Source organism: Pseudomonas sp. CFBP13508 (assembly GCF_005233515.1).
Lineage (GTDB): Bacteria > Pseudomonadota > Gammaproteobacteria > Pseudomonadales > Pseudomonadaceae > Aquipseudomonas > Aquipseudomonas mercuritolerans.
This window is the reverse complement of the sequence record NZ_QFZZ01000003.1, coordinates 730,729-753,788: the sequence shown is the minus strand read 5'-3', so window position 1 is coordinate 753,788 and position 23,060 is coordinate 730,729. Positions and strand designations below refer to the sequence as shown.

At 61.0% G+C, this 23,060-nt stretch carries 20 protein-coding genes; 13 read left to right on the top strand and 7 right to left on the bottom strand.

The window, feature by feature from the left end:
• The first annotated feature begins 29 nt into the window (after positions 1-29).
• A complete protein-coding gene (gene polA / locus PspCFBP13508_RS11845) occupies positions 30-2,834 on the top strand; it encodes a DNA polymerase I (RefSeq protein ID WP_137214540.1) in 2,805 nt (934 codons plus the stop codon).
• Positions 2,835-3,243: 409 nt separating this feature from the next.
• On the opposite strand, the gene yihA is transcribed toward polA, so the two are convergent.
• The gene (gene yihA / locus PspCFBP13508_RS11840; protein ID WP_039757139.1) at positions 3,244-3,888 is read right to left on the bottom strand and encodes a ribosome biogenesis GTP-binding protein YihA/YsxC; all 645 of its coding nucleotides are present in this window, start codon (positions 3,886-3,888) and stop codon (positions 3,244-3,246) included.
• A 191-nt stretch (positions 3,889-4,079) separates the two neighbouring features.
• On the opposite strand from yihA, the gene PspCFBP13508_RS11835 reads away from it, so the two are divergent.
• The 7 genes from PspCFBP13508_RS11835 (at position 4,080) to PspCFBP13508_RS11800 (ending at position 11,346) form a co-directional block, all read left to right on the top strand.
• Complete coding sequence (locus PspCFBP13508_RS11835) at positions 4,080-4,385, top strand: c-type cytochrome (protein ID WP_016772347.1); 306 nt, start codon at positions 4,080-4,082, stop codon at positions 4,383-4,385.
• 30 nt (positions 4,386-4,415) lie between these two features.
• A complete protein-coding gene (locus PspCFBP13508_RS11830; protein WP_137214538.1) occupies positions 4,416-5,027 on the top strand; it encodes a c-type cytochrome in 612 nt (203 codons plus the stop codon).
• Between the two features lie 199 nt (positions 5,028-5,226).
• Positions 5,227-5,868 carry a thiol:disulfide interchange protein DsbA/DsbL gene (locus PspCFBP13508_RS11820; RefSeq protein ID WP_137214536.1) on the top strand — a complete coding sequence of 214 codons (642 nt, stop codon included), beginning with the start codon at positions 5,227-5,229 and terminating at the stop codon, positions 5,866-5,868.
• A gap of 14 nt (positions 5,869-5,882) precedes the next feature.
• A complete protein-coding gene (locus PspCFBP13508_RS11815) occupies positions 5,883-6,761 on the top strand; it encodes an endonuclease/exonuclease/phosphatase family protein (RefSeq protein WP_024014985.1) in 879 nt (292 codons plus the stop codon).
• Positions 6,758-8,773 (top strand): GGDEF domain-containing protein, encoded by a 2,016-nt coding sequence (locus PspCFBP13508_RS11810; RefSeq protein WP_137214534.1) that lies wholly within the window; start codon positions 6,758-6,760, stop codon positions 8,771-8,773. The genes PspCFBP13508_RS11815 and PspCFBP13508_RS11810 overlap by 4 nt, the downstream gene beginning before the upstream one ends.
• A 101-nt stretch (positions 8,774-8,874) precedes the next feature.
• Complete coding sequence (locus PspCFBP13508_RS11805; protein ID WP_137214532.1) at positions 8,875-9,657, top strand: N-acetylmuramoyl-L-alanine amidase; 783 nt, start codon at positions 8,875-8,877, stop codon at positions 9,655-9,657.
• Positions 9,658-9,732: 75 nt separating this feature from the next.
• A complete protein-coding gene (locus tag PspCFBP13508_RS11800; RefSeq protein WP_178084483.1) occupies positions 9,733-11,346 on the top strand; it encodes an EAL domain-containing protein in 1,614 nt (537 codons plus the stop codon).
• Here the strand turns inward: PspCFBP13508_RS11800 and PspCFBP13508_RS11795 are convergent.
• Positions 11,343-13,133, bottom strand: coding sequence for an ATP-binding protein (locus tag PspCFBP13508_RS11795; RefSeq protein ID WP_137214527.1), 1,791 nt, complete (start codon positions 13,131-13,133; stop codon positions 11,343-11,345). The two genes, PspCFBP13508_RS11800 and PspCFBP13508_RS11795, sit on opposite strands and share 4 nt — an antisense overlap.
• Before the next feature lie 10 nt (positions 13,134-13,143).
• The gene (gene algB, locus PspCFBP13508_RS11790; protein WP_024014980.1) at positions 13,144-14,490 is read right to left on the bottom strand and encodes a sigma-54-dependent response regulator transcription factor AlgB; all 1,347 of its coding nucleotides are present in this window, start codon (positions 14,488-14,490) and stop codon (positions 13,144-13,146) included.
• 428 nt (positions 14,491-14,918) lie between these two features.
• On the opposite strand from algB, the gene PspCFBP13508_RS11785 reads away from it, so the two are divergent.
• The 5 genes from PspCFBP13508_RS11785 to PspCFBP13508_RS11760 all read left to right on the top strand — a co-directional run bounded on the left by PspCFBP13508_RS11785 (position 14,919) and on the right by PspCFBP13508_RS11760 (position 19,388).
• Positions 14,919-15,203 carry a hypothetical protein gene (locus tag PspCFBP13508_RS11785; RefSeq protein ID WP_024014979.1) on the top strand — a complete coding sequence of 95 codons (285 nt, stop codon included), beginning with the start codon at positions 14,919-14,921 and terminating at the stop codon, positions 15,201-15,203.
• Between the two features lie 74 nt (positions 15,204-15,277).
• On the top strand, positions 15,278-15,442 hold the full coding sequence (locus PspCFBP13508_RS11780; protein ID WP_003177151.1) for a DUF1328 domain-containing protein: 165 nt from the start codon (positions 15,278-15,280) through the stop codon (positions 15,440-15,442).
• A gap of 2 nt (positions 15,443-15,444) precedes the next feature.
• Entirely contained in the window at positions 15,445-15,909 is a 465-nt protein-coding gene (locus PspCFBP13508_RS11775; protein ID WP_016772356.1) for an inhibitor of vertebrate lysozyme family protein, read from the top strand.
• A gap of 715 nt (positions 15,910-16,624) precedes the next feature.
• Positions 16,625-17,956: a glutamate/aspartate:proton symporter GltP gene (gene gltP / locus PspCFBP13508_RS11770; protein ID WP_024014978.1), complete on the top strand. Its 1,332-nt coding sequence runs from the start codon at positions 16,625-16,627 to the stop codon at positions 17,954-17,956.
• A gap of 202 nt (positions 17,957-18,158) precedes the next feature.
• Entirely contained in the window at positions 18,159-19,388 is a 1,230-nt protein-coding gene (locus PspCFBP13508_RS11760) for a spore maturation protein (protein WP_071173947.1), read from the top strand.
• A gap of 116 nt (positions 19,389-19,504) precedes the next feature.
• Here PspCFBP13508_RS11760 and PspCFBP13508_RS11755 read toward each other — a convergent pair whose 3' ends face one another.
• From PspCFBP13508_RS11755 to PspCFBP13508_RS11740, 4 genes are read right to left on the bottom strand one after another with little or no spacing between them, the layout of a single operon-like run.
• Entirely contained in the window at positions 19,505-20,131 is a 627-nt protein-coding gene (locus tag PspCFBP13508_RS11755; RefSeq protein ID WP_122692261.1) for an ABC-type transport auxiliary lipoprotein family protein, read from the bottom strand.
• Positions 20,128-21,066 (bottom strand): MlaD family protein, encoded by a 939-nt coding sequence (locus PspCFBP13508_RS11750; protein ID WP_130910437.1) that lies wholly within the window; start codon positions 21,064-21,066, stop codon positions 20,128-20,130. Before PspCFBP13508_RS11750 ends, PspCFBP13508_RS11755 begins: the two co-directional genes overlap by 4 nt.
• A 1-nt stretch (position 21,067) precedes the next feature.
• Positions 21,068-21,871: an ATP-binding cassette domain-containing protein gene (locus PspCFBP13508_RS11745; RefSeq protein WP_071173945.1), complete on the bottom strand. Its 804-nt coding sequence runs from the start codon at positions 21,869-21,871 to the stop codon at positions 21,068-21,070.
• Complete coding sequence (locus tag PspCFBP13508_RS11740; RefSeq protein WP_130910438.1) at positions 21,868-23,016, bottom strand: ABC transporter permease; 1,149 nt, start codon at positions 23,014-23,016, stop codon at positions 21,868-21,870. The genes PspCFBP13508_RS11745 and PspCFBP13508_RS11740 overlap by 4 nt, the downstream gene beginning before the upstream one ends.
• Positions 23,017-23,060: the final 44 nt, after the last annotated feature.

Sequence of the window (23,060 nt, the reverse complement as noted above, 5' to 3'; positions counted from 1 at the left end):
CGGACCCGCCGAAAAGGTTGATCCTGCTCATGAGCCAAGCCCCCCTCGTCCTGGTGGACGGTTCGTCTTACCTGTACCGCGCCTTTCATGCACTGCCGCCACTGACCACGTCCAAAGGCCTGCCGACCGGTGCGGTTAAAGGCGTGCTGAACATGCTCAAGAGTCTGCGCAAGCAGTACCCGGACAGCCCCTTCGCGGTAGTGTTCGACGCCAAGGGCGGGACATTTCGCGATGAGATGTACGCCGAATACAAGGCCAACCGGCCAAGCATGCCCGATGACATGCGCGTGCAGATCGAGCCGCTGCACCAGAGCGTGATCGCCCTCGGCTTCCCGCTGCTGTGCGTCGACGGCGTCGAGGCCGACGATGTGATCGGCACCCTCGCCCGCAGCAGCGCGGCCGCCGATCGCCCGGTGATCATCTCCACCGGTGACAAGGACATGGCGCAACTGGTCGATGGCCACATTACCTTGGTCAACACCATGTCCGGTAGCTCGATGGATGTGGAGGGCGTTAAGGAGAAATTTGGCGTCGCACCGGAGCAGATCATCGATTATCTGGCGCTGATGGGCGATTCGTCCGACAACATTCCGGGCGTGCCGGGCATCGGCCCGAAGACGGCGTCCGGCCTGCTGGTCGGCGTCAACGGTGGTCTGACCGAGCTGTACGCCAACCTCGACATCGTGCCGAGCCTGCCGATCCGTGGCGCAAAAACCTTGCCGGCCAAGCTCGAAGAGCACCGGGAGATGGCTTTCCTGTCCTATCAACTGGCGACCATCAAGGTCGACGTGCCGCTGGATATCGGCCTCGATGATCTGCAGATGGGCCAGGAAGATCCGGCCAAACTTTACGAGCTGTACACCCTGCTGGAATTCAAGAGCTGGCTCAATGATCTGGATCGCGATGCCAAGCGTCTGGAACTGAGCGCGGCGGCCGAACCTGCGCCGGCGGGCGATCTGTTCAGCGCCCCGCAAGCCGAGGCACCTGTTGCTCCTGTCGAGGCCGCATACGAAACCATCCTAGACCAGGCGCGCTTCGACGTCTGGCTGGAAAAACTGCGCAACGCCAGGCTGATCGCCTTCGACACCGAAACCACTGGCATCGACGCGCAGCAGGCGCAACTGGTCGGTCTGTCGTTTGCGGTGCAGGCCAACGAAGCTGCGTACATCCCGCTGACCCATTCCTACATCGGCGTGCCGGAGCAGCTGGATCGCGACACCGTGCTGCGCGCACTCAAGCCGATTCTGGAAGACCCGAACAAACTCAAGGTCGGCCAGCACGCCAAGTTCGACATGAACATTCTGGCCAACTGCGCCATTGGCGGCGATCAGAGTGAAGGCATCAGCGTGCGCGGCATCGCCTTCGACACCATGCTTGAGTCCTACGTACTCAATTCCACCGCGACCCGTCACGACATGGACAGCCTCGCGCAAAAGTATCTCGACCACACCACGGTGAGCTTCCAAGACATCGCCGGCAAAGGTGCCAAGCAGCTGACCTTCGACCAGATCGCCCTGGAACAGGCCGGGCCCTACGCCGCCGAAGACGCCGACATCACCCTGCGCCTGCACCAGACCCTGTTCGACAAGCTCAGCGCAATTCCGAGCCTGGCCAGCGTGCTGACCGACATCGAAATCCCGCTGGTACCGGTGCTGGCGCGCATCGAACGCCAGGGTGCGTTCGTCGATGCCGAGTTGCTGGGCATTCAGAGCATTGAGCTGGGCAACAAAATGGTCGCGCTGGAGCGTGAAGCCTTCGAAATCGCCGGGGAAGAATTCAACCTCGGCTCGCCGAAGCAGCTGGGCGTGATTCTTTATGAAAAGCTCGGCCTGCCGGTGCTGAAGAAAACCGCCAAGGGCCAGCCGTCCACCGCTGAAGAAGTGCTGGCGAAACTCGCCGAAGACGATCACCGCTTGCCGAAGGTGCTAATGGAGCACCGCTCGATGAGCAAGCTGAAAAGCACCTACACCGATCGCCTGCCGGAGCAGATCAACCCGCGCACCGGGCGCATCCACACCTCGTATCACCAGGCTGTGGCTTCAACCGGGCGCCTGTCCTCCAGTGATCCGAACCTGCAGAACATTCCGGTGCGCACCGCCGAAGGCCGACGCATTCGTCAGGCGTTCGTCGCACCCAAAGGCTACAAACTGCTGGCGGCGGACTATTCGCAAATCGAACTGCGGATCATGGCCCACCTGTCCCGCGACGAAGGCCTGATGAACGCTTTCCGCAACAATCTCGACGTGCACACTGCAACCGCTGCCGAAGTATTCAAGGTCGAGCTTGATCAAGTGACCTCCGACCAGCGTCGCAGCGCCAAGGCGATCAACTTCGGTCTGATCTACGGCATGGGCGCGCAGAAGCTCGGCAAGGACATCGGCGTCGACACCAAGACCGCCAAGGCTTACATCGACACCTACTTCGCCCGTTATCCAGGCGTGCGCGAATACATGGAGCGCACCCGCGCGCAAGCGGCGGATCAGGGTTACGTCGAAACTTTCTTCGGTCGTCGCCTGTACTTGCCGGAGATCAACTCGAACAAGCCGCAGGAACGCGCTGCTGCTGAACGCACGGCGATCAACGCGCCGATGCAGGGCACGGCAGCGGATATCATCAAGAAAGCCATGGTGGCTGTGGATAACTGGCTGGCGACGTCGGGTCTGGACGCCCGGGTCATCCTGCAAGTGCACGACGAACTGGTGCTGGAGGTTCGCGAGGATCTGGTCGAGCAGGTCAGCGCCGAAATTCGTACGCACATGAGCGAAGCGGCGAAACTGGATGTGCCGCTGCTGGTGGAAGTTGGCGTGGGCAACAACTGGGATGAGGCGCACTGAGTCATTGTTGCGCAACCGTCGCCGCGACCTGCCGTCGCGGCAACGGCCGAAATCCGGCTTAGATCGAAAAACGCTTTAGGCTATTCCAAAGCTTTTTGAAAAAAATCTGAACTAATCTGCCGGCGGAACACTCAGAGGTACTGAATGGCTGGTGAAGCCCTTCGATGCTCCTATGTTGTGTTAAGTGTTGGCAGATATCTGAACCCCGCCCTAGCGGTTCGGAACTTGAACCCCGGAACTTCTCCCTCCCCAATGAAGTCCGGGGCTTTTTTTGCCCAAAAATCGGCTGTAGCGCGGCCATGCTGCGTTAAAAGCATCGCTAAAAATGCTCATTTAGGTTCCCTAAACTCCGCTTTTTAGCCCTACTTTCGCCTTGCCTGACAGCACCACAGTCAGTTTTGAAATTGTCTTACTCGGCTGCCGCCTCGGCGCCTTTGTCTGCGAGTTCCATCCAGTCGGCCAGTACAGTGTAGGCCTCTTCCAGGCCCATGCGTTTTGGTGCGGAGAACAACTGGATGGTGATCGAGTCGCCCCAGCCTTTGCGGATTTCCGACTGTACTTTCAGCAGGGTGTTCTTGGCTGCGCCGTAGGTGAGCTTGTCGGCCTTGGTCAGCAGGATGTGCATCGGCATGCCGGCGGCGACGGCCCAGTCGAGCATCAGCAGGTCGAAGTCGGTCATCGGATGGCGGATGTCCATCATCAGAATCAGACCTTTCAAACTCTCCCGACCACCGAGGTAAGCCTCGAGGTGGCGCTGCCAGTGTTGCTTGAGCGGGATCGGTACTTTTGCATAACCGTAGCCCGGCAGGTCGACCAGACGGCGATCATCGTCTAGCTTGAAGAAGTTCAACAGCTGTGTGCGACCCGGAGTTTTCGAGGTGCGCGCCAGGCTGGCGTGGGTCAGGGTGTTCAGCGCGCTGGATTTGCCAGCGTTGGAACGACCGGCAAACGCCACTTCGAAGCCTTCGTCGTCTGGGCATTGATCGACTTTGGCGGCACTGAGCATGAACGTGGACTGTTGGCACAGGCCGAGGATGGGATTCTTGAGTTGCATGGGATTTCCGATGTGGGCGGCGCCGGGATTGGGCGCGGAACGCGGTGTCGCTTCCGTTTCAGTGACGCCAGTATATAATGCCGCAGATTTTGTGTGTGCTTTGTCCCAGCGAAGGATGAAGTTCACGAGAGCGACAGACTTTGATTGCGCATTAGAACGCAGAACGCTCTCAACCCTGAAAAGGTCGTTTTATGACGAAATGGCTGCTGGCTGCCGGAGTCTTGATGCCGCTTTACAGCGCACAGGCTACACAGGATCCGGAAGCTGTGTACAACCGTGTTTGTGGTGCCTGTCATTCCGGCCAACTACCCATGGCGCCCGCAAGAGGCGATCAGGAAGCTTGGACGCCGAGGTTGGCGAAAGGTATGGGGACGCTGGTGCAACACGTGACCCAGGGTTTCAAGGCGATGCCGCCGCGTGGTTTGTGCATGGACTGCAGTGCCGAGGATTACCAGGCCATCATCCTTTGGATGAGCGAGAGTAAGCCCGGTCCATAACTTAACCCTTAGCCGTAGTTGGATTAGCTGATGAACAAATTGATCGTGAGTCTGCTGTTGACCGTGGGAATTTCAGGTGTCGCCCATGCTGCCGGCGATGCCGCAGCAGGCCAGGCCAAAGCTGCCGTGTGCGGAGCCTGCCATGGCCCGGACGGCAACAGCATGGCGCCAAACTTTCCGAAACTGGCAGGTCAAGGGGAACGCTACCTCGACAAGCAATTGCACGACATCAAGTCGGGCAAGCGCGTGGTGCTGGAAATGACCGGGCTGCTGACCAACCTGAATGACCAGGATCTGGCCGACATCGCCGCGTACTTCGCCAGTCAGAAAGGCAGCGTCGGCGCCGCCGGTCCGAAGATCGTCGCTCGCGGTGAAGCGCTGTTCCGTGGCGGCAATCTGGAAAAAGGTCTGCCAGCCTGCACCGGCTGCCATTCGCCGAACGGCGCCGGCAATGCTGCAGCAGGCTTCCCCCATCTGGGTGGCCAGCATGCGCAATACATCGCCAAGCAACTGACCGATTTCCGCAAGGAAGAAGGCGGTCGCGCCAACGACGGCGACGCGATGACCATGCGCACCATCGCACGCAAGCTGAGCGACGAAGACATCGCTGCGGTTTCCAGCTACATCCAGGGCCTGCACTGAGGCCCTGAATCGAGGGCTGAACGAGGCGCGCAGCGCCGGCCACGTTAACGCTCGATTAATCCTTCGCAGCAAGTATAAAAAGGGTGGCTTTGGCCGCCCTTTTTTGTGGCCGCTGCCGTTACACTACAGCACTCATGCCCGCCAGGATCTGTGTCGAAACAGGTCGAGCGAGGCGACTCAAATTGTTCAGGAGTAAAGCATGCGTAATCTGATCATCAGCGCCGCCCTCGTCGCTGCCAGCCTGTTCGGCGTGACCGCCCAGGCCGCTGAAGCCCCTGCCGCCCCGTATGTCGAACTGGCCAACCCGGTCCCGGTTGCAGTGCCTGGCAAGATCGAAGTGGTCGAGCTGTTCTGGTACGGCTGCCCGCATTGCTACGCCTTTGAACCCGTGATCAATCCATGGGTTGAAAAACTGCCGTCCGACGTCAATTTTGTACGCATCCCCGCCATGTTCGGCGGCCCATGGGACGCTCACGGGCAGATGTTCCTGACTCTGGAAGCCATGGGTGTCGAGCACAAGGTTCACGCTGCGGTATTCAACGCCATTCAGAAAGAACACAAGAAGCTCACCGACAAGAACGACATGGCCGACTTCCTCGCCACTCAAGGCGTGGACAAGGACAAGTTCCTCGCCACCTTCGACTCGTTCGCCATCAAGGGTCAGATCGTCAAGGCCCGTGAACTGGCCAAGAAGTATGAAATCACTGGCGTGCCAACCATGATCGTCAATGGTAAATACCGCTTCGACATCGGCTCTGCCGGTGGTGCCGAGCAAGCGCTGAAACTGGCTGATGATCTGGTCGCCAAAGAGCGAGCGGCTAACAAGGCGGCTGCCAACTAAGCGCGGCATTCGCCATGCGCCGCTGGAAGTCCGAACGCATCGTTGGCCTGCATGATCCGCAGGTCAACGAACATCACCTGGCGTCTACGGGCCTGCCCGCAGACCAGCGTCTGCGCTTGCTCAGTTTCAACATCCAGGTCGGCATCAGCACCGAGCGCTATCGGCATTACCTGACCCGCAGCTGGCAGCATCTGCTGCCGCACACCGGGCGTTCCGGCAATCTGCAGAAGATCGGTGACCTGCTCGGCGACTTCGATCTGGTCGCGCTGCAGGAAGCCGATGGCGGCAGCCTGCGCTCGGGCTACGTCAATCAGGTCGAACATCTGGCCCACCTCGGCGCCTTTCCCTACTGGTATCAACAACTCAATCGCAACCTCGGTCGACTGGCCCAGCACAGCAATGGCGTGCTCAGTCGCCTGAAGCCGTGGGCGATCGAGGATCACCCGCTGCCCGGCCCGAAAGGTCGCGGCGCGATCCTGCTGCGCTTCGGCGAAGGTCCGGAGGCACTGGTGGTGGTGATGATGCACCTGGCCCTCGGCGCACGGACGCGCAGCCTGCAACTGGCCTACATTCGTGACTTGATCAGCGGCTACAAGCATCAGGTGCTGATGGGCGACATGAATACCCATGCCAGCGACCTGCTCGAACACTCGCCGTTACGCGATCTCGGCCTGCTGGCCCCGCAGGTGGAAGCGACCTTCCCCAGCTGGCGCCCACAGCGTTGCCTTGATCATATTCTGCTCAGCCCGACCCTGACCCTGGAAAAGGTCGAGGTGCTGGCCCAGCCCATTTCCGATCACCTGCCGGTCGCGGTGGAAATTCGTCTGCCGGGTTCGCTCACGGCCGACGCATTGCCCGCGTTGAGCCCTGCCCCTCGCGGAACCTGTGAATGAGCGACGACGCCCAGCGCTGGAAAGAGAAGTACCTCAAGAGCATCGAACAGCAGGACAAGCTCGAACGCCGCTGGGCCGCGCGACTCGACCTGCTGCGACGCGGTCTGGTGCGCAGCACGCTGGCGGCCGAGGGCACCGACAAGGTCGTCGATCAGTGTATGAAGGAAATGCGCGAAGTCGTGCGTACCGATGACATGGACGCCGGCCTCGCCGCCCTGCTGCCGCGTCTGGAAAAAGCCGTGCTCGACTCCGAGCAGCGCCGTGAGACCCGCATTGATCAGGTCAGCACCGCGCTGACCGCGCTGGTCACCCAGTTGCAGGCCTTGCCATTGCCACGCGAAGTCGCGCAACCGCTGAAGAAATTCGCCAAACAACTGGACAGTCGCGTCGGTCAGGCACGGGAAATGCCGCTGCTGTTGAGCGAACTCAGTGGCTTGCAGGGCAAGGCCTTGAGTCAGTTGGAGACGCCGGCCGAGCCGGGCCGGCCGGGGTTGTTGCAACGTTTGTTCGGTAGTCGTGACAGTGAGCAAGACACTGCTCCAACGGCAGAGGCATCAGTAACTTCAGCGCCGCAGCCGGTTGCCACCGCGCAACCTGAACCGGAGCCTGCGCAAATGGCACCGGTCGCAGACGCTGAGCCGGCGATTGTTACTCCCGCCGCCGTCGAGGCGCCTGTGCTGGAAGCACCCGAACCCGAAACCGCAGCGCTCGGTACACCTGCTGTCACAGTCGAAGCGGAGCCCACGCCGGTTGAGCCAGCCGCTCCCGCCGCACCAAGCCCCGTTGCGCCAGCGCTTGCCACCGAGGCACTCAACCCCGACGAACTGAGCCACCCCGGCGATCCTTTCCCGCTGACTCTCGACAGCCTGCCCCTGCCCGAGCCGATCGCTCAGGCCTTGGCCGCCATCGACCCGGAGCAGTCGGAGCACGACATCCTCTTCGCGCTGCCGGATTCTCCGGAGCCGTCCTACAGCTCCGTGGCCAGACATATCGAAGATACGCTGATCGGCCTGCTCGACGACCTGACCCTGCCCGAGCGCCACCGGCCGCAAGCCGAAGCCATGCGCGAGCGGCTCAAACACGGGTTGAACTGGTACGAACTGTTGCCGATCCTCGACGATCTCGCGACTTTGATGCTGGCGATTACCGACAGCGGTCAGCACGAATTCGAAGCCTATCTGCAACAACTCAACGAACGCCTCGAAGCGTTTCAGAGCAACCTGCAAGCGGCCAGCGAAGGGCATGCCGACAATAGCTCGGCGGCGCGGGCCATGGACACGCAGATTCGCGAGCAGGTCGACGGCTTGCAGAGCAGCGTCCAGCAAGCGGCGGACCTCGATGACCTCAAGCATGTGCTGGAGAATCATCTGGAAGGCCTGCTGGGAACGATGGACCAGCACCAGAAGCAGCGCGACGCCCGCGAGCAGGAAGTCGCCGCCAGGTTGAAGAGCCTGTCGGAGCGCGTGGCGCATATGGAGCAGGAAGCCATGGGCTTCCGTGAACACCTTGAAGAGCAGCGGCAGAAAGCCCTGATCGATCCTTTGACCGGCCTGCCCAACCGCGCGGCGTGGAGCGGACGCCTGGAGCATGAAATCCAGCAATGGCAGCAGCACGGCAACACCCTCAGCCTGGCCATGCTCGACCTCGATCACTTCAAGCGGATCAACGACAGCTATGGTCATCTGGCCGGCGACAAAGTGCTGAAGATCATCGCCACGGTATTGCGCAAACGCCTGCGCGGCTCGGATTTCATCGCCCGTTTCGGCGGTGAGGAGTTCGTGCTGTTGCTGCCGGCGACGCCACCAGCGGTGGGCGCGAAACTGCTGGAAACCCTGCGCGCGGCGATCGAAGCCTGCCCGTTTCATTTCAAGGGCGAGCGAGTGACTATCACCATTTCCATGGGACTCGCGTCATTCCGGGTGGGAGAACACAGCGATCTGGTGCTGAAAAGAGCCGATCAGGCGCTGTACCGAGCAAAAAACGCCGGGCGCAACCGAGTCGAGCTCGGCTAAGGCAATTGTTCCATTTTGTTTAAATCCGCCCGCTGGCGGACTCTGAGCAAATCCGTACGTTACACTGTTGCATTATCGTTTTCAGCGTATCGTCCTCTGCCATGAAAGTCCTCGCCCTTGTTGCCTCGCTGCTCGTCCTCGCTGGTTGCGCCAGCGGTCCGCGCTATGACACCAGCCACCCTTCGGCCAATTACGACAGCCGCATCCAGTTCGTTGTGGTGCATTACACCTCGGCGTCTCTGGAGCGCTCGCTGCAATTGCTGACCCATGGCGACGTGAGCAGCCATTATCTGATCGGCGATGACAAAAGCGGCACGATCTACAAGCTGATGGACGAAAACCAGCGCGCCTGGCACGCCGGCGAAAGTCAGTGGCAGGGCCGCACCTGGCTCAACTCCAGTTCCATCGGCATCGAAATCGTCAATCCCGGCTACAAGGACACACCGACCGGGCGCCTGTGGTATCCGTACAGCGAAGCGCAGATCCAGTCGTTGATCACCCTGCTCAAGGACATCAGCAAGCGCAACGGCATCAGCCCGCGGCACATCATCGGTCACAGCGACATCGCGCCGTTGCGCAAGCTTGACCCGGGGCCACTGTTCCCCTGGAAACGTCTCGCCGCCGAAGGCCTTGGCCTGTGGCCGAACGAGCAAGCGGTGGCGCGTCAGCAGGCGGTTTTCAACAGCAACCCGTTGCCGGAGATCGGCTGGTTCCAGGCGCAACTCGCGCGTCTGGGTTACGACACGCCGCAGACCGGCGAGCTTGATGTCGCCACGCGCCATGTCCTCGCGGCATTCCAGATGCACTATCGCCCTGCGCGCTTCGACGGCACCCCGGATGCGCAAACCGCAGCACTTCTTCTGGTCCTCAATCAGACAAAATAATGACGCCCGCCCGACGGTCAGGGCGAAATCACAATCAGCAGCTATAACTCATGGTAATTCTTCGGAAAATCCCTGATGGCTGCGACCCGAGAGACGCTGCGTAGCTGGTTTTATCGCCCTGTTTTTTTGGCGATGATCGCGGCTGTCCTCAGCGCCAGCCTGTTGATCGCCGGCGGTATGTTCGCGGCGATGCGCCAGATGGAAATGCGCGAGAGCCAGGAAATGAACGCCCAGGGCGAACGTTTCCTCGCGCGCCTCGAACAATTGTTCGGCCAGTTGCGCGAAAGTCTCGACGACCTTGAAGCCCAGCCGTTGCGCGGCTGCGACGAAGAAATGATCGCGACCCTGCAGCAAGTCACGTTCAACTACCGCTTCGTCTACGAAGCCGCGTACATGGACGCCTCGCGGTTCTGCTCCAACCGTCCGCGCCAGGAAGGTCTGTCGTTGGTGCGCGCGCCGGACATTCAGGGTCCGACCTACAGCTATTGGCTGAACACCACCACCGAACCCGATGAAAACCGCGCGGCGCTGATGCTCGGTCGCGGTAACTTTCGTGTCGCTACCTCGCGCGGGCATTTGACCGACATGGTCGATCTGTCGCCCGGCAGCAGCCTGCTGGTGGTACTCGATCACGGCACTCGCGCGATTCCGGTGCTCGGCACCGCACAGACCTGGCCACCGACCGAACCCTGGCCACCGAAGAGCCCTGATTCGCTGCAAGTCACGCAAACGCGGCTGATCTATCGCATGCCCACCGACAACCCGGAATATCAATTGGTGCTGATTACGCCGCGCACGGGCATGCACGTCCCGGCGGTGTGGTGGTGGCTGTTGCCGGTGTGCCTGATCGCCGGCGCCGTCGTCGGTTTTCTGACCTTGCTGCTGGTGCGTCAGCGCCAGTCGCTAAATGCCGAGCTGCACGGGGCGATCCGCCGGGGTGAGTTGCAGGTGCTGTATCAGCCGATCTTCGATCTCGACAGCCGCAACTGCGTCGGCGCCGAAGCGCTGCTCCGCTGGCGGCGCCCGGACGGCACGCTAACCAGCCCCGACCTGTTCATTCCGATGGCGGAGAACACCGGACAGATCCGGCAGATGACCGACTTCGTCTTGCAGCGTCTGCTCGAACAACTGGGCCAGTTACTGCGCGCCAACCCGCAGCTGTATATCTCGGTGAACCTCGCGGCCTGCGATGTCATGGTGCCGCGCATCGGCCAAGTCATGGCGCGGCTGCTCGCGCTGCACCGTGTCGCCGCGCGGCAAATAGCCTTCGAAGTCACTGAGCGCGGCCTGATTGATGTGGTGGTGGCGCGGGAGAACCTGCAAGCCTTGCGCGACGTTGGCCATCAGGTGCTGATCGATGATTTCGGCACCGGCTATTGCAGCCTCGCCTATCTGCAGACCTTGCCGGTGGACTGTTTGAAAATCGATAAGGCGTTTATCGATGCGCTCGGCCATGACGCGGCGAGCAGCGGCGTCGCTCCGCACATCATTCACATGGCGCAGGCGCTGGACCTGAAAGTGATTGCCGAAGGCATCGAGCTGGAATCCCAAGCCGCACTGCTCAGCAGTGAGGGGGTCAAGTTCGGTCAGGGCTGGCTGTTCGCCCACGCACTGAGCGCCGTGCAGTTCATCGAACTGATCACCCGCGGCAGGCGCCTCGCCGCGCGGCGTATGGACGACGAAGCCTAAACGGCCAGCGCCATGTAGAACTGGGTGCCCTGCCCCGGCCGCGAATAAACGCCCATGCGCCCGCCGTGCAGCTGGACGATTTCCTTGCACAGCGCCAGGCCAAGGCCGGCACCGCCCTTTTTGCGCCCGACCTGCACGAACGGCTCGAAAATCCGCCCCTGCTGGCCGTAGGCGATGCCTTCGCCATTGTCTTCGACGCTGATGATGACCCGCTCGCCATGGCGGCGTGCCTGCAGACGGATCTGCCCGTCGCGGGCGGTGTGGCGCAAGGCGTTGTCGATCAGATTGTCGAGGACTCGATCGAGTTGCGCCTGATCAGCCTGCAACCTCGGCAGCGGCCCTTGAATCTCGACGTTCAGCGCAACACCTTTGGCCGCAGCCACGTCGGCAAAGCGCAGCTGCGCCTGCTCCAGCAGGTCATCAATGGAACATGGCGCCAGAGTGAGTTTCTGTAGGCCGTTCTGGTAGCGCGAGAAGTTGAGCAAGTCGTTGATCAACTGCATCAGACGCTGCATTTCTTCGTTAACCGTATCCAGCAGGTCAGCTTCGCGCGATTCCGCCGGGAATTTCGTCCGCTCGCGGAACAGCCCGAAGGCCATGTGCATGCCCGTCACCGGCGTGCGCAGTTCGTGGGAAGCGCGCAAGACAAACTCACTGCGCACGCGCTCGAACGCGCGTTGCTCGGTGACGTCGTGCAGCACCATCACCGCGCCGAGAATATGCCCCTGGGTATGACTGACCGGCGTCAGGCTGTAGGTCAGCAGGCGCGATTCGCCATCGACTTCGATACTCAGATCTTCCGGCGCGCGCTCCAGCGTGCCGCCGCGCAGGACCAATTGCAGTTGCGCATCCAGCTCCGGACGGCCAAGTGCAGTACCCAGGCCTTGGCCGAGCCGGTCGTCTTCCCAACCCAACTGGCGCTGAGCAACAGGGTTGAGGTGTTCGAGCTGGCCCTGGCGATCAATCATCAACAAACCGTCGTCGATACTGTCGAGCACCGCTTGCAAACGCTGCTGACCGGCCAACAGTTCGTCGACATTCATCGCCTGGTGCTCACGCAACGCCTCAGCCATCAGGCCGAAGCGTCGCGACAGCAGGTTGACTTCCATCGCCGTAGAGATCGGCAGGGTCACGTCATAGTTGCCCTGGCCGATATTGTCGGCAGCCTTGGCCAGCGCTTCGATCGGCGCGCCGAAACGTCGGGCGATGCCTTGGGCGGTGACGAAACCGATGATCAGCACCGCCAGCCCGACCAGACCAAGCAGCCCGGCAATCAACAAGGCACGTTCGCGAGCGGCGTGTTGCACCTCATTGATACTGTCCAGCGCGTGCTTGTGCTCAGCGATCAAACCGTTACGGAGAATATTGAAACGCTCGCGGAAATCCGCGCTGGTACTGGCGTTCTTCGCCGCTTCGGCGGTCACGTCGAATGAGGCGAGGAAGTTCAGGTAGTCGGCCTTGGCCTGGCGGAAACCGTAAGGCTGGTCATCGCCCTCCGGCTGCTGGGCGATGCCTTGGTCGAGCAACTCGAAGTAGTGCTGCCTGGACGCTTCGAACGCAACGGGATCGGGTTTTTCGGCGAGCATGATGATCAATTGATCACCCAGGGTCTGGCGCAGCTTGAGGCCCAGATCCAGGGTGACGAAGTTGCTGCGCACCAGCGCTTCCTGCGAACCGGCCATCTGCATCACGCTGACCAGCCCGAGCAAGAGCCCGAGCAAGGCCACGGTGATCAACGCAGAAATGCTCAGGAACAGGCGCGTGCGCAGCTTGATCGCCAGTTTCATCGCGCAGTGCTCACAGGTTGTACTGCTTGCGTTTGCGATACAGGGTCGAGGCGTCGATGCCGAGGGTTTTCGCCGCTTGGTCCAGAGTGCCGGCGGTGGCCAGCACCGCGCCGATGTGCGCTTTCTCCAGCTCGTCCAGGCTCAGTGCCGCGCCGACCCGTGGCGCATTGTTGGCCGGTTGTTCGGCCATGCCCAGGTGGCTGATTTCCACGCGTTCCTGTGGGCAGATGATGCTGGCCCGCTCGACCACGTTGCGCAGTTCGCGGATATTGCCCGGCCAGCGATAACCGAGCAGTGCTTCGCGCGCCTCATCGCTGAAGCCGCGCGCTGGGCGTGCGTACTCTTTGACGAAACGTGCAAGGAAGCGATCGGCGAGGGTCAGGATGTCTTCGGCGCGCTCGCGCAATGGCGGCAGATGCAGGGTAATGACGTTGAGGCGATAGAGCAGGTCTTCGCGGAAGCGTCCGTCGCGGACCATGTCTTCGAGGTTGAGGTTGGTGGCGGCGAGGATGCGCACATCGGCACGGCGAGTGACCGGATCGCCGACCCGCTCGTATTCCTTGTCCTGGATGAAGCGCAGCAACTTGGGTTGCAAAGTCAGCGGAAAGTCGCCGATCTCGTCGAGAAACAGCGTACCGCCGTCCGCCTGGTTGACCCGACCCAAAGTACTCTCGCTGGCGCCGGTGAACGCGCCACGGCTATGGCCGAACAGCTCGCTTTCCATCAGCTCGGCAGTCAGCGACGGGCAGTTGATAGTGACGCAGGATTTCTTCTCGCGCTTGCTCCAGCCGTGGATCGCACGGGCCAGTTCACCTTTACCCGTACCGGACTCGCCAAGGATAAGAATGTTGGCGTCGGTGCTTGCGACCTGCCGTGCGGTTTCCAGCACGACTTTCATCGCCGGGCTGTGGGAATCGAGACCGTCTTTCGGTTTGCGGATCTCGCCTTCCAGCGCTTCAAGGCGCGCGGAGAGCTGGCGCACTTCCAGCTGCTTGGCGGTGGCCAGGCGCAGTTGATCAGGGCTGCACGGCTTGACCAGATAATCGGCGGCACCGGCCTGGATGGCGTCAACCGCGGTGTCGACTGCTGAATGAGCAGTGACAATCACTACGCGCATCCACGGCGCCTGAATGCGCATTTGCGCGAGGACGTCGAGACCGTTGTCCTCGCCCAGGCGCAAATCAAGGAAGCACAGATCGAAGACCTGACGTTGCAGCAAAGCATCGGCCTGGGCCGCGCTATTGGCGGTGGCTACCGTATAGCCTTCGTCTTCGAGGCAATAACGAAACGTACGCAGGATGGCGGATTCATCGTCCACCAGCAGAATGCGGCCTTGTTGCTCAGTGGCAGATTCCATTTTTCCTACGCTCCATAGTGATTAGTCTTGGGTTAGTCCCGGAAAAATCGGGCAAGTTGCATGGTTGATTCTGAACGATACCAGCCATAGGAGGGTAGCTCTCTGCTGCCATAACGGCCAATTCATTGATTTCGTTGAGTTTTAAAACATTCTGCGTTTTGCAGGGCAGATCCTGCATCCTCTTCTGACATCTGCGTACCGGTAGCAATTCCATATCATCGAAATTTCCCACGAAATAATCGTGCATTGCGCACGACCGCAGAAGAGCCATCGTGCAGGATGCGTCTTAGGAAATTTCTCAACCAAGCATAACTCATTGTTTTAATTGGTTTTTTCACAGATGAAAAAACTGGCATGCAGGCTGCAATACCTCACTCAGCCCGGGCGGAACAGCACTGCCCCAACAGAACAAGCGTGAGGAACACAGGATGACTCGCCCAATCGCCGCCCAAGTACGTATTTCGCCACTGCAGATCCAGCAAGGTCTGTTCGGTGTACTGGCGTTGCTGATCACCCTGATCGTTTGCCAGCAGTACATGAGCTGGGAAAACAGCCGTAAACCCGAGCCACTGATTTCGATGCAGCACAGCACTCAAACGCACTTCAGTGCCGTGAGCAGCAGCCAGGCCGAGAACGCTTCGATGCACATGATCGATGTCGACCAGGCGCAACCGTTGGATCAATTGCCACGGGAAGAGCGCTGGGTTTTCTAAGCCTTTGAACACATTCGGGCGCGTAGCGTCGGAAACCGGAAACACCCCTAAATAGAGAAGTAAGGAGAATCACCATGTTGAGCTGGGCAATTACATTCTTGATCATTGCCATCATCGCCGCCGTTCTGGGCTTCGGTGGTATCGCGGGCACCGCCACGGGTATCGCCAAGATTCTCTTTGTCGTGTTCCTGGTGATGTTCATCGCTTCCTTCTTCTTTGGCCGTCGCGGCCGAGGTTAACGATGATCGGTCTCAAGACATTGGCCGCCGCCCTGCTTCTGGGCGGCAGTGCCATGGCCATGGCGGCCAATGACGGCCAGACCCGGGTCAACGAACTGCTCGCCTCCGACGCGCAGTACCGTGAAACCTGGGAAGGCGTGATCAAAAAGGAAGAGCGCGTACCGGAATGGGTGATCAACCTGTCCGGCACCTCCGAACAACAGATGCATGCCGTTACGGAAGATGGCGATCAGTATCTGGTCGGCCCGCTCTGCGAGAGTCAGGACAAGTGCCTGAATCACCGCTTGATCGTTGCCTTCAGCTTCGACAAGGATGACGCCTACGCCATGCTGGTCGATGTGCCGGAAGGTCTGCCGCAGGACAAGTCGCCGACGCGACACGCGACTTATCGCTTCTTCGGCAAACCCGATCAGGGCATGCAGGATCTGCTGATGGAAACCCTGAAGAAAGATCCGAAGTGGTACTGATGCAGGACGCGTAAAGATTTCGAACACGAAAGCAGCGCCCCGCTGCTTTCCATTGCACCGTCCGATGAGGGTCGGTGCATGACCAGGGGGCCGGGATGTTCTGACTGATACAGGGTCGGAGTGACCTACGGGTACAGGGAGTACCTGCGCAAGGGCCGGGTCAGGGTAAAAGCTGCGCCGCAGGTTCGTCGACCCGGTGGTCTGACGAATCTGCGCTGGGCTTTGAATCCGCTAAAACATTGATCCAGCACGCCAAATTCCTTTTTTCAATCGTCGACACTGCGAGGAAAACATTTCGTGGTGTTTCCTGGCGACCGTATATCGACAAAGATCGCGCTCGTTCCGTGTGACTTCTAGTCTTGCGATTCAGACTTTTTCCGGAAATTTCTGCCGGTTTTGCCTGTGCAAAATTTAACCAGCCTACGCTGTAACGGCCGGTTCACGGCACTTATGCCGGCACAAATGTCACAATCGAACCGCTTGGGACGCCAGTTTCAAATGAAAAAGCTCATGCCGATTAGGCATAGGGTAGGCGTTTACGGCATTAGACGGCGCCACCTTGCATCGGAATAGTTGCGCCTTTTTTCGCCTGCCGAAGAGCCGTAAACACGCGCTTCGGGGCACCTTATACGGAGGCAGATGCACAGACTTTTCCGCTGATGAGCGTTCCAGTTCCTGCATGTGCCTGAGTCAAACGCAAGTAAGGGTAAAGATAATGAAGAAGGCAAAAATCAGCCTCGCCTGGCAGATCCTCATCGGTCTGATTCTGGGGATTGCAATTGGTGCGTTGCTCAACCACTTCAGTGCTGAAAAGGCCTGGTGGATCAGCAACGTCCTGCAACCGGCAGGCGATATCTTTATCCGTCTGATCAAGATGATCGTGATCCCGATCGTCATCTCCTCGCTGATCGTCGGTATCGCCGGCGTCGGCGACGCCAAGAAGCTCGGGCGTATCGGCCTGAAGACCATAATCTATTTCGAGATCGTCACCACCATCGCCATCGTCGTCGGCCTGGTGCTGGCCAACGTGTTCCATCCGGGCACCGGCATCGACATGAGCACTCTGGGCACGGTCGACATCTCGAAGTACCAGGCGACCGCCGCCGAAGTGCAGCATGAACATGCGTTCATCGAAACCATCCTCAACCTGATCCCGTCGAACATCTTCGCGGCCATGGCTCGCGGCGAAATGCTGCCGATCATCTTCTTCTCCGTGCTGTTCGGTCTCGGCCTGTCGAGCCTGCAGTCGGACCTGCGCGAGCCGCTGGTGAAGATGTTCCAGGGCGTTTCGGAAAGCATGTTCAAAGTCACCCACATGATCATGAACTACGCCCCGATCGGCGTGTTCGCACTGATCGCGGTGACCGTGGCCAACTTCGGCTTCGCCTCGCTGCTGCCGCTGGCGAAACTGGTGATTCTGGTTTACGTCGCCATCGCCTTCTTCGCCTTCGTCGTGCTGGGCCTGATCGCCAAGCTGTTCGGCTTCTCGGTCCTGAAGCTGATGCGTATCTTCAAGGATGAGCTGGTGCTGGCCTACTCCACCGCCTCCTCGGAAACCGTGCTGCCACGTGTCATCGAGAAGATGGAAGCCTACGGCGCACCGAAAGCCATCTGCAGCTTCGTGGTACCGACCGGTTACTCGTTCAACCTAGACGGCTCGACCCTGTACCAGTCGATCGCGGCGATCTTCATTGCCCAGCTGTATGGCATCGACCTGTCGATCAGCCAGCAACTGCTGCTGGTGTTGACGCTGATGGTCACCTCCAAAGGCATTGCCGGCGTACCGGGCGTGTCCTTTGTGGTGCTGCTGGCCACTTTGGGCAGCGTCGGCATTCCGCTGGAAGGTCTGGCGTTCATCGCCGGTGTCGACCGCATCATGGACATGGCGCGTACCGCACTGAACGTGATCGGTAACGCCCTGGCGGTGCTGGTTATCGCGCGCTGGGAAGGCATGTACGACGACGCCAAGGGCGAGCGCTACTGGAACTCCCTGCCGCACTGGCGCAGCAAGGAAAAACTGCCGGCTGGCGAGATTTCCAAGAACTGATGCAAAACCCTGTGGGAGCGAGCCTGCTCGCGAAGACGGTGTATCAATCTACAGAGATGTTGAATGTGCCGGCCTCTTCGCGAGCAGGCTCGCTCCCACAGTGATTGATGCACGCCCCACCAACGAACCCCGGAGCAATCCGGGGTTTGTCGTTTCTGGCGACCCCGCTATCATTCGCCGCATTCTTCGGGGGATTTGACTGATGCTTAATGGCCTGTGGCTTGGCTTCTTCATCGTGGCAGCCGTGTCGGCGCTGGCGCAGTGGCTGATCGGCGGCAACGCCGGGATCTTCGCGGCGATGGTGGAAAGCATTTTCGCCATGGCCAAGCTCTCGGTCGAAGTCATGGTCCTGCTGTTCGGCACCCTCACCTTGTGGCTGGGCTTTCTGCGCATCGCCGAAAAGGCCGGGATCGTCGAATGGCTGGCCAAGGTCCTCGGCCCGCTGTTTCTGCGGCTGATGCCGGAAGTACCGGCCGGTCACCCTGCCCTCGGCCTGATCACGCTGAACTTCGCCGCCAACGGCCTGGGCCTGGACAACGCCGCCACGCCTATTGGCCTCAAAGCCATGAAAGCACTGCAGGAGCTCAACCCCAGCGCCACCATCGCCAGCAACGCGCAGATCCTGTTTCTGGTGCTCAACGCCTCGTCGCTGACCCTGCTGCCCGTGACCATTTTCATGTACCGCGCCCAGCAAGGCGCGCCGGATCCGACGCTGGTGTTCCTGCCAATTCTGCTGGCGACCAGTTGCTCGACTATCGTCGGTTTCCTTTCCGTAGCCTTCATGCAACGCCTGCGCATCTGGGACCCGGTAGTGCTCGCCTATCTGCTACCCGGCGCGCTGATCCTTGGCGGTTTCATGGCCCTGCTCGGCACCCTATCTGCGACAGCGCTGGCGGGATTGTCGTCGATCCTCGGCAATCTCACGCTGTTCGGCCTGATCATGCTGTTTCTGCTGATCGGCGCGCTGCGCAAGGTCAAGGTGTACGAGGCGTTCGTCGAAGGCGCGAAAGAAGGCTTCGATGTGGCGAAGAATCTCTTGCCGTATCTGGTCGCGATGCTGTGTGCAGTCGGGGTGTTGCGCGCCTCTGGTGCGCTGGATTTCGGCCTGGACGGTATTCGGCATCTGGTCGAGTGGGCCGGTTGGGACACGCGCTTCGTCGATGCATTGCCGACGGCGATGGTCAAACCGTTTTCCGGCAGCGCGGCGCGGGCGATGCTCATCGAGACCATGCAGACTTCCGGCGTCGACAGCTTCCCGGCGCTGGTCGCGGCGACGGTGCAGGGCAGTACCGAAACCACGTTCTATGTGCTGGCGGTGTACTTCGGCGCGGTGGGCATTCAGCGCGCACGGCACGCGGTGGGGTGTGCGTTGCTGGCGGAGTTTGCCGGAGTGGTGGGCGCTATCGGGGTCTGCTACTGGTTCTTCGGCTGAGCAAAAATTCCCATGTGGGAGCGAGCCTGCTCGCGAAGACGGAGTGTCAGTCAACGCTTAGGTGACTGATACACCGCTTTCGCGAGCAGGCTCGCTCCCACAGGGATTGTGGTGTGTCAGCGCGGTTGCGGGGCCAGTTTCTGCCCTTGCTCTACGGCCCATGCCACAACCTTGGCCGTGAGGCGATCACTGGCCTGGCCAAACCCGGCGACCACCGCTGGCACCTGCACATCATTCAACGGCTGGCGCTCTTCAAAACGGCGGCTGGCGAGGATGCGCTGGTCGTAACCACGCACCAGCAACGCATCGACCCGCACCACGACGCCGGCCTGGGTGCCCTGATATTCGGTCTGAAACGCCTGCAAACTGCCGCCCAGCTCCAAATCCGCCTGGAAGTTGCTGTCGTCGGTGCTCAGCAGCGTCACTCTGCCGTCACGCTGGAATCCATCGAGCAGGCGATTGCGCAGCAGCACCGGCGCCGGATCGCTCCAGCGCGAGCCCTTGTAGGAGCTGATCACATCGCCCTGCGGAATCACGGCAATGCTCGGCCGGTTCAGCGCTTCGCTGGCCTGCAACTTATTCAAGCGCAGCGACCACGACTGCGTCGCCGCCGGGCTGGCCGAGGCGGGCGCTTGGGCGGCGGGCAGGCGGTAGACGTCCGAGGGTTCCGACTTGGGCAAGATCGAGCAAGCACCGATCAGGGTCAGGCCAGCGCCGAGCAGGGCGATTCGAGTCAGCTTCATGGGGTGAATTCCTTGTTCTTGTCGCTGCCCAGCAGGTAGCCGCTGGGGTTGGCCTCAAGGCGTTGAGAAATGGCGCGCAGCGAGGTCAGCGTCTCGCGCAGTTCGCGAATCGCCGGGGCCAGGCCGTTGAGGCCCTGCATGCCGTTATCCAGGGAATTCTGGTTTTTGCTGAGCAAACCGTTGATGGTCACGCTGCTTTGCTCCAGCGACTTCATCGCCTGCTCGGCGCTGCCCAGGGCCTGTTTGCCCTGATCGTTGAGCAGGCCGTTGGCGTTGCGCATCAGCAGTGAGGTCTGCTCGAGCATGCTGCCGGCCTGTTTGCCGACGGTCGCCAGTTGCTGCATCGCTTGTTTGATGTCGCCGCGCTGGTCGTTGATGGTACCGGTGGTCTGTTCCAGATGGGCGAGGGTCTTGCTCACGCGCTCGACGTTTTCCGCGGAGAACATGTGGTTGGCGTTTTGCAGCAGGGCGCTGATGCCGGTCATCAAGTCGCTGCTGTCATTGAGCAGACGCGAAATAGGCGAGGGCGAGGCGATCAGCGTCGGCAGCTTGCCGTCATGCCCGCGCAGTTTCGGGCTCTCGGGTGTGCCGCCGCTGAGCTGAATGATCGAGGTGCCGGTGATGCCGGTCAGCGCCAGTTTGGCCTGGGTGTCTTCCTTGACCGGCGTGTCGCCCGCCAGACGAATCCGCGCCAGCACCCGGCGCGGGTCCTGCGGGTCGAGGCGCAGGCTGACCACGTCTCCGACCTTGATCCCGCTGTACTGCACCGAGCTGCCCTTGGACAGACCGCTGACCGCTTCGTTGAACACCACTTCGTAATCCTTGAACTCGGTGTCGACGCTGGACTTGGCCAGAAACAGGCCGAAGAGCAGGGCGCCGGCCACGACGATCACCGTGAACAGGCCGATCAACACATGATGGGCTCGGGTTTCCATTTCAGACCTCGTTGAGCAGTTTGGCGGCGTCCAGCGCCGAGCGGCCGCGCGGGCCGTGGAAGTATTCGTGAATCCACGCGTCGGCGGTTTCCGAGACCACGTCGATCGGGCCGGCGACCAGCACTTTCTTCTGCGCCAGCACCGCCACGCGATCGGTGATGGTGTACAGCGTGTCGAGGTCGTGGGTGACCAGAAACACACTCAGGCCCAACGCATCACGCAGGGTCAGGATCAATTGATCGAACTGCGCCGCGCCAATCGGATCAAGGCCGGCGGTGGGTTCGTCGAGAAACAGAATGTCCGGATCCAGCGCCAGGGCCCGCGCCAGCGCCGCACGCTTGATCATGCCGCCGGACAGCGACGCCGGGTATTTGTCCGCCGCCGACAGCGGCAGCCCGGCCAGTGCCAGTTTCACCGCCGCCAGGTGCTCGGCGTCGTGGCGGCTGAGGCCGGCGTGTTCGATCAGGGGCAGGGCGACGTTCTCGGTTACGGTCAGCGAAGAGAACAGCGCGCCTTTCTGGAACAGCACACCGAAACGGCGTTCGATCAGCGAGCGTTCATGCTCGGGCAGATTCGGCAGGTTCTGGCCGAAGACCTTGACCATGCCCTCGCTGGGCCGATTCAGCCCGACGATGCTGCGCAGCAACACCGATTTGCCGGTGCCGGAGCCACCGACCACGGCGAGGATTTCGCCCTTGTACACGTCCAGATCAAGGTTCTCGTGCACGCTCTGCGGGCCGAAGCGATTGCACAGGCCACGGACCTCGATCACCGCCTCCGAGGGCGCGCGGGGTAGACGACTCACCAGCCCATCTCCATGAAAAACAGCGCGGCCACCGCATCGAGCACGATCACCACGAAAATCGACTGGACCACGCTGGAGGTGGTGTGCGCGCCGACCGACTCGGCGCTGCCGCTGACCTTGAAGCCTTCCAGGCAACCGATCGCCGCGATCAGGAAGGCGAAGATCGGCGCCTTCACCAAGCCGACCAGAAAATGCTGAATGCCGATGTCCGATTGCAGCAGCGAGAGGAACATCGCCGGCGAGATGTCCAGCGACACTGCGCAGACCACGCCGCCGCCAACAATCCCCGAGAGCATCGCCAGGAACGTCAGCATCGGCAGCGCCACCAGCAGCGCCAGCACGCGCGGCACTACCAGCAACTCGATGGGGTCGAGGCCGAGTGTGCGGATCGCGTCGATTTCTTCGTTGGCCTTCATCGAGCCGATCTGCGCGGTGAAGGCACTGGCGGTGCGCCCGGCCATCAGGATCGCCGTGAGCAGCACGCCGAATTCGCGCAGGAACGAGAAGCCGACCAGGTCCACGGTAAAAATCGTCGCGCCGAAACTGGCCAGCACTGTGGCGCCGAGAAACGCCACCACCGCGCCGACCAGAAACGTCAGCAGGGCCACGATCGGCGCGGCGTCGAGACCGGTCTGCTCGATGTGCGCGATCATCGGTGTAATGCGCCAGCGCTTGGGCCGCAACAGACCACGGGCGATGACTTCGAGAATCAGGCCGACGAAGCCAAGCAGCTGCATCGTGTCTTTCCACACCGTATCCACTGCGCGGCCGATGCGCGTCAGCAGTTGCACGCTGACGCTGACCTCCGGCTCCTTGATCGGCACGCAGAAATCACTCAGCGAGCAGTACACGGTTTGCAGCAAGGCGCGGTCGGCAGTTGAAAGGGTGCAATCGGGGTGTTCGGCGGTTTTGCCCAAGCGTTCGGAACCGAGCAGCTCGACCAGCAACGATGCGCCAGCGGTGTCGAGGGCACCGAGGTCGTTGAGGTCTATCGGTGTATTGGCGTCGTACTGGCCATGGAGCTTTTCGCTCAGGTGCTTGAGCGCGGTGTAATGGGCGAGCGTCCAGTCGCCGCTGACCCGCAGGCGGGCAGGGCTGAACGCGGTGTCCAGGTGGGCACTGCCGGGGGTTGGGCTGCTGGTCATAAGCTCCGTGCTTGTACGGCCGTTACGAGATCCTACGTAATAGC

Bases quoted from the DNA above. Each gene is read 5' to 3' on its own strand.
- polA (WP_137214540.1), top strand. From the start codon at position 30: ATGAGCCAAGCCCCCCTCGTCCTGGTGGACGGTTCGTCTTACCTGTAC.
- yihA (WP_039757139.1), bottom strand. From the start codon at position 3,888: ATGCAACTCAAGAATCCCATCCTCGGCCTGTGCCAACAGTCCACGTTC.
- PspCFBP13508_RS11835 (WP_016772347.1), top strand. From the start codon at position 4,080: ATGACGAAATGGCTGCTGGCTGCCGGAGTCTTGATGCCGCTTTACAGC.
- PspCFBP13508_RS11830 (WP_137214538.1), top strand. From the start codon at position 4,416: ATGAACAAATTGATCGTGAGTCTGCTGTTGACCGTGGGAATTTCAGGT.
- PspCFBP13508_RS11820 (WP_137214536.1), top strand. From the start codon at position 5,227: ATGCGTAATCTGATCATCAGCGCCGCCCTCGTCGCTGCCAGCCTGTTC.
- PspCFBP13508_RS11815 (WP_024014985.1), top strand. From the start codon at position 5,883: ATGCGCCGCTGGAAGTCCGAACGCATCGTTGGCCTGCATGATCCGCAG.
- PspCFBP13508_RS11810 (WP_137214534.1), top strand. From the start codon at position 6,758: ATGAGCGACGACGCCCAGCGCTGGAAAGAGAAGTACCTCAAGAGCATC.
- PspCFBP13508_RS11805 (WP_137214532.1), top strand. From the start codon at position 8,875: ATGAAAGTCCTCGCCCTTGTTGCCTCGCTGCTCGTCCTCGCTGGTTGC.
- PspCFBP13508_RS11800 (WP_178084483.1), top strand. From the start codon at position 9,733: ATGGCTGCGACCCGAGAGACGCTGCGTAGCTGGTTTTATCGCCCTGTT.
- PspCFBP13508_RS11795 (WP_137214527.1), bottom strand. From the start codon at position 13,133: ATGAAACTGGCGATCAAGCTGCGCACGCGCCTGTTCCTGAGCATTTCT.
- algB (WP_024014980.1), bottom strand. From the start codon at position 14,490: ATGGAATCTGCCACTGAGCAACAAGGCCGCATTCTGCTGGTGGACGAT.
- PspCFBP13508_RS11785 (WP_024014979.1), top strand. From the start codon at position 14,919: ATGACTCGCCCAATCGCCGCCCAAGTACGTATTTCGCCACTGCAGATC.
- PspCFBP13508_RS11780 (WP_003177151.1), top strand. From the start codon at position 15,278: ATGTTGAGCTGGGCAATTACATTCTTGATCATTGCCATCATCGCCGCC.
- PspCFBP13508_RS11775 (WP_016772356.1), top strand. From the start codon at position 15,445: ATGATCGGTCTCAAGACATTGGCCGCCGCCCTGCTTCTGGGCGGCAGT.
- gltP (WP_024014978.1), top strand. From the start codon at position 16,625: ATGAAGAAGGCAAAAATCAGCCTCGCCTGGCAGATCCTCATCGGTCTG.
- PspCFBP13508_RS11760 (WP_071173947.1), top strand. From the start codon at position 18,159: ATGCTTAATGGCCTGTGGCTTGGCTTCTTCATCGTGGCAGCCGTGTCG.
- PspCFBP13508_RS11755 (WP_122692261.1), bottom strand. From the start codon at position 20,131: ATGAAGCTGACTCGAATCGCCCTGCTCGGCGCTGGCCTGACCCTGATC.
- PspCFBP13508_RS11750 (WP_130910437.1), bottom strand. From the start codon at position 21,066: ATGGAAACCCGAGCCCATCATGTGTTGATCGGCCTGTTCACGGTGATC.
- PspCFBP13508_RS11740 (WP_130910438.1), bottom strand. From the start codon at position 23,016: ATGACCAGCAGCCCAACCCCCGGCAGTGCCCACCTGGACACCGCGTTC.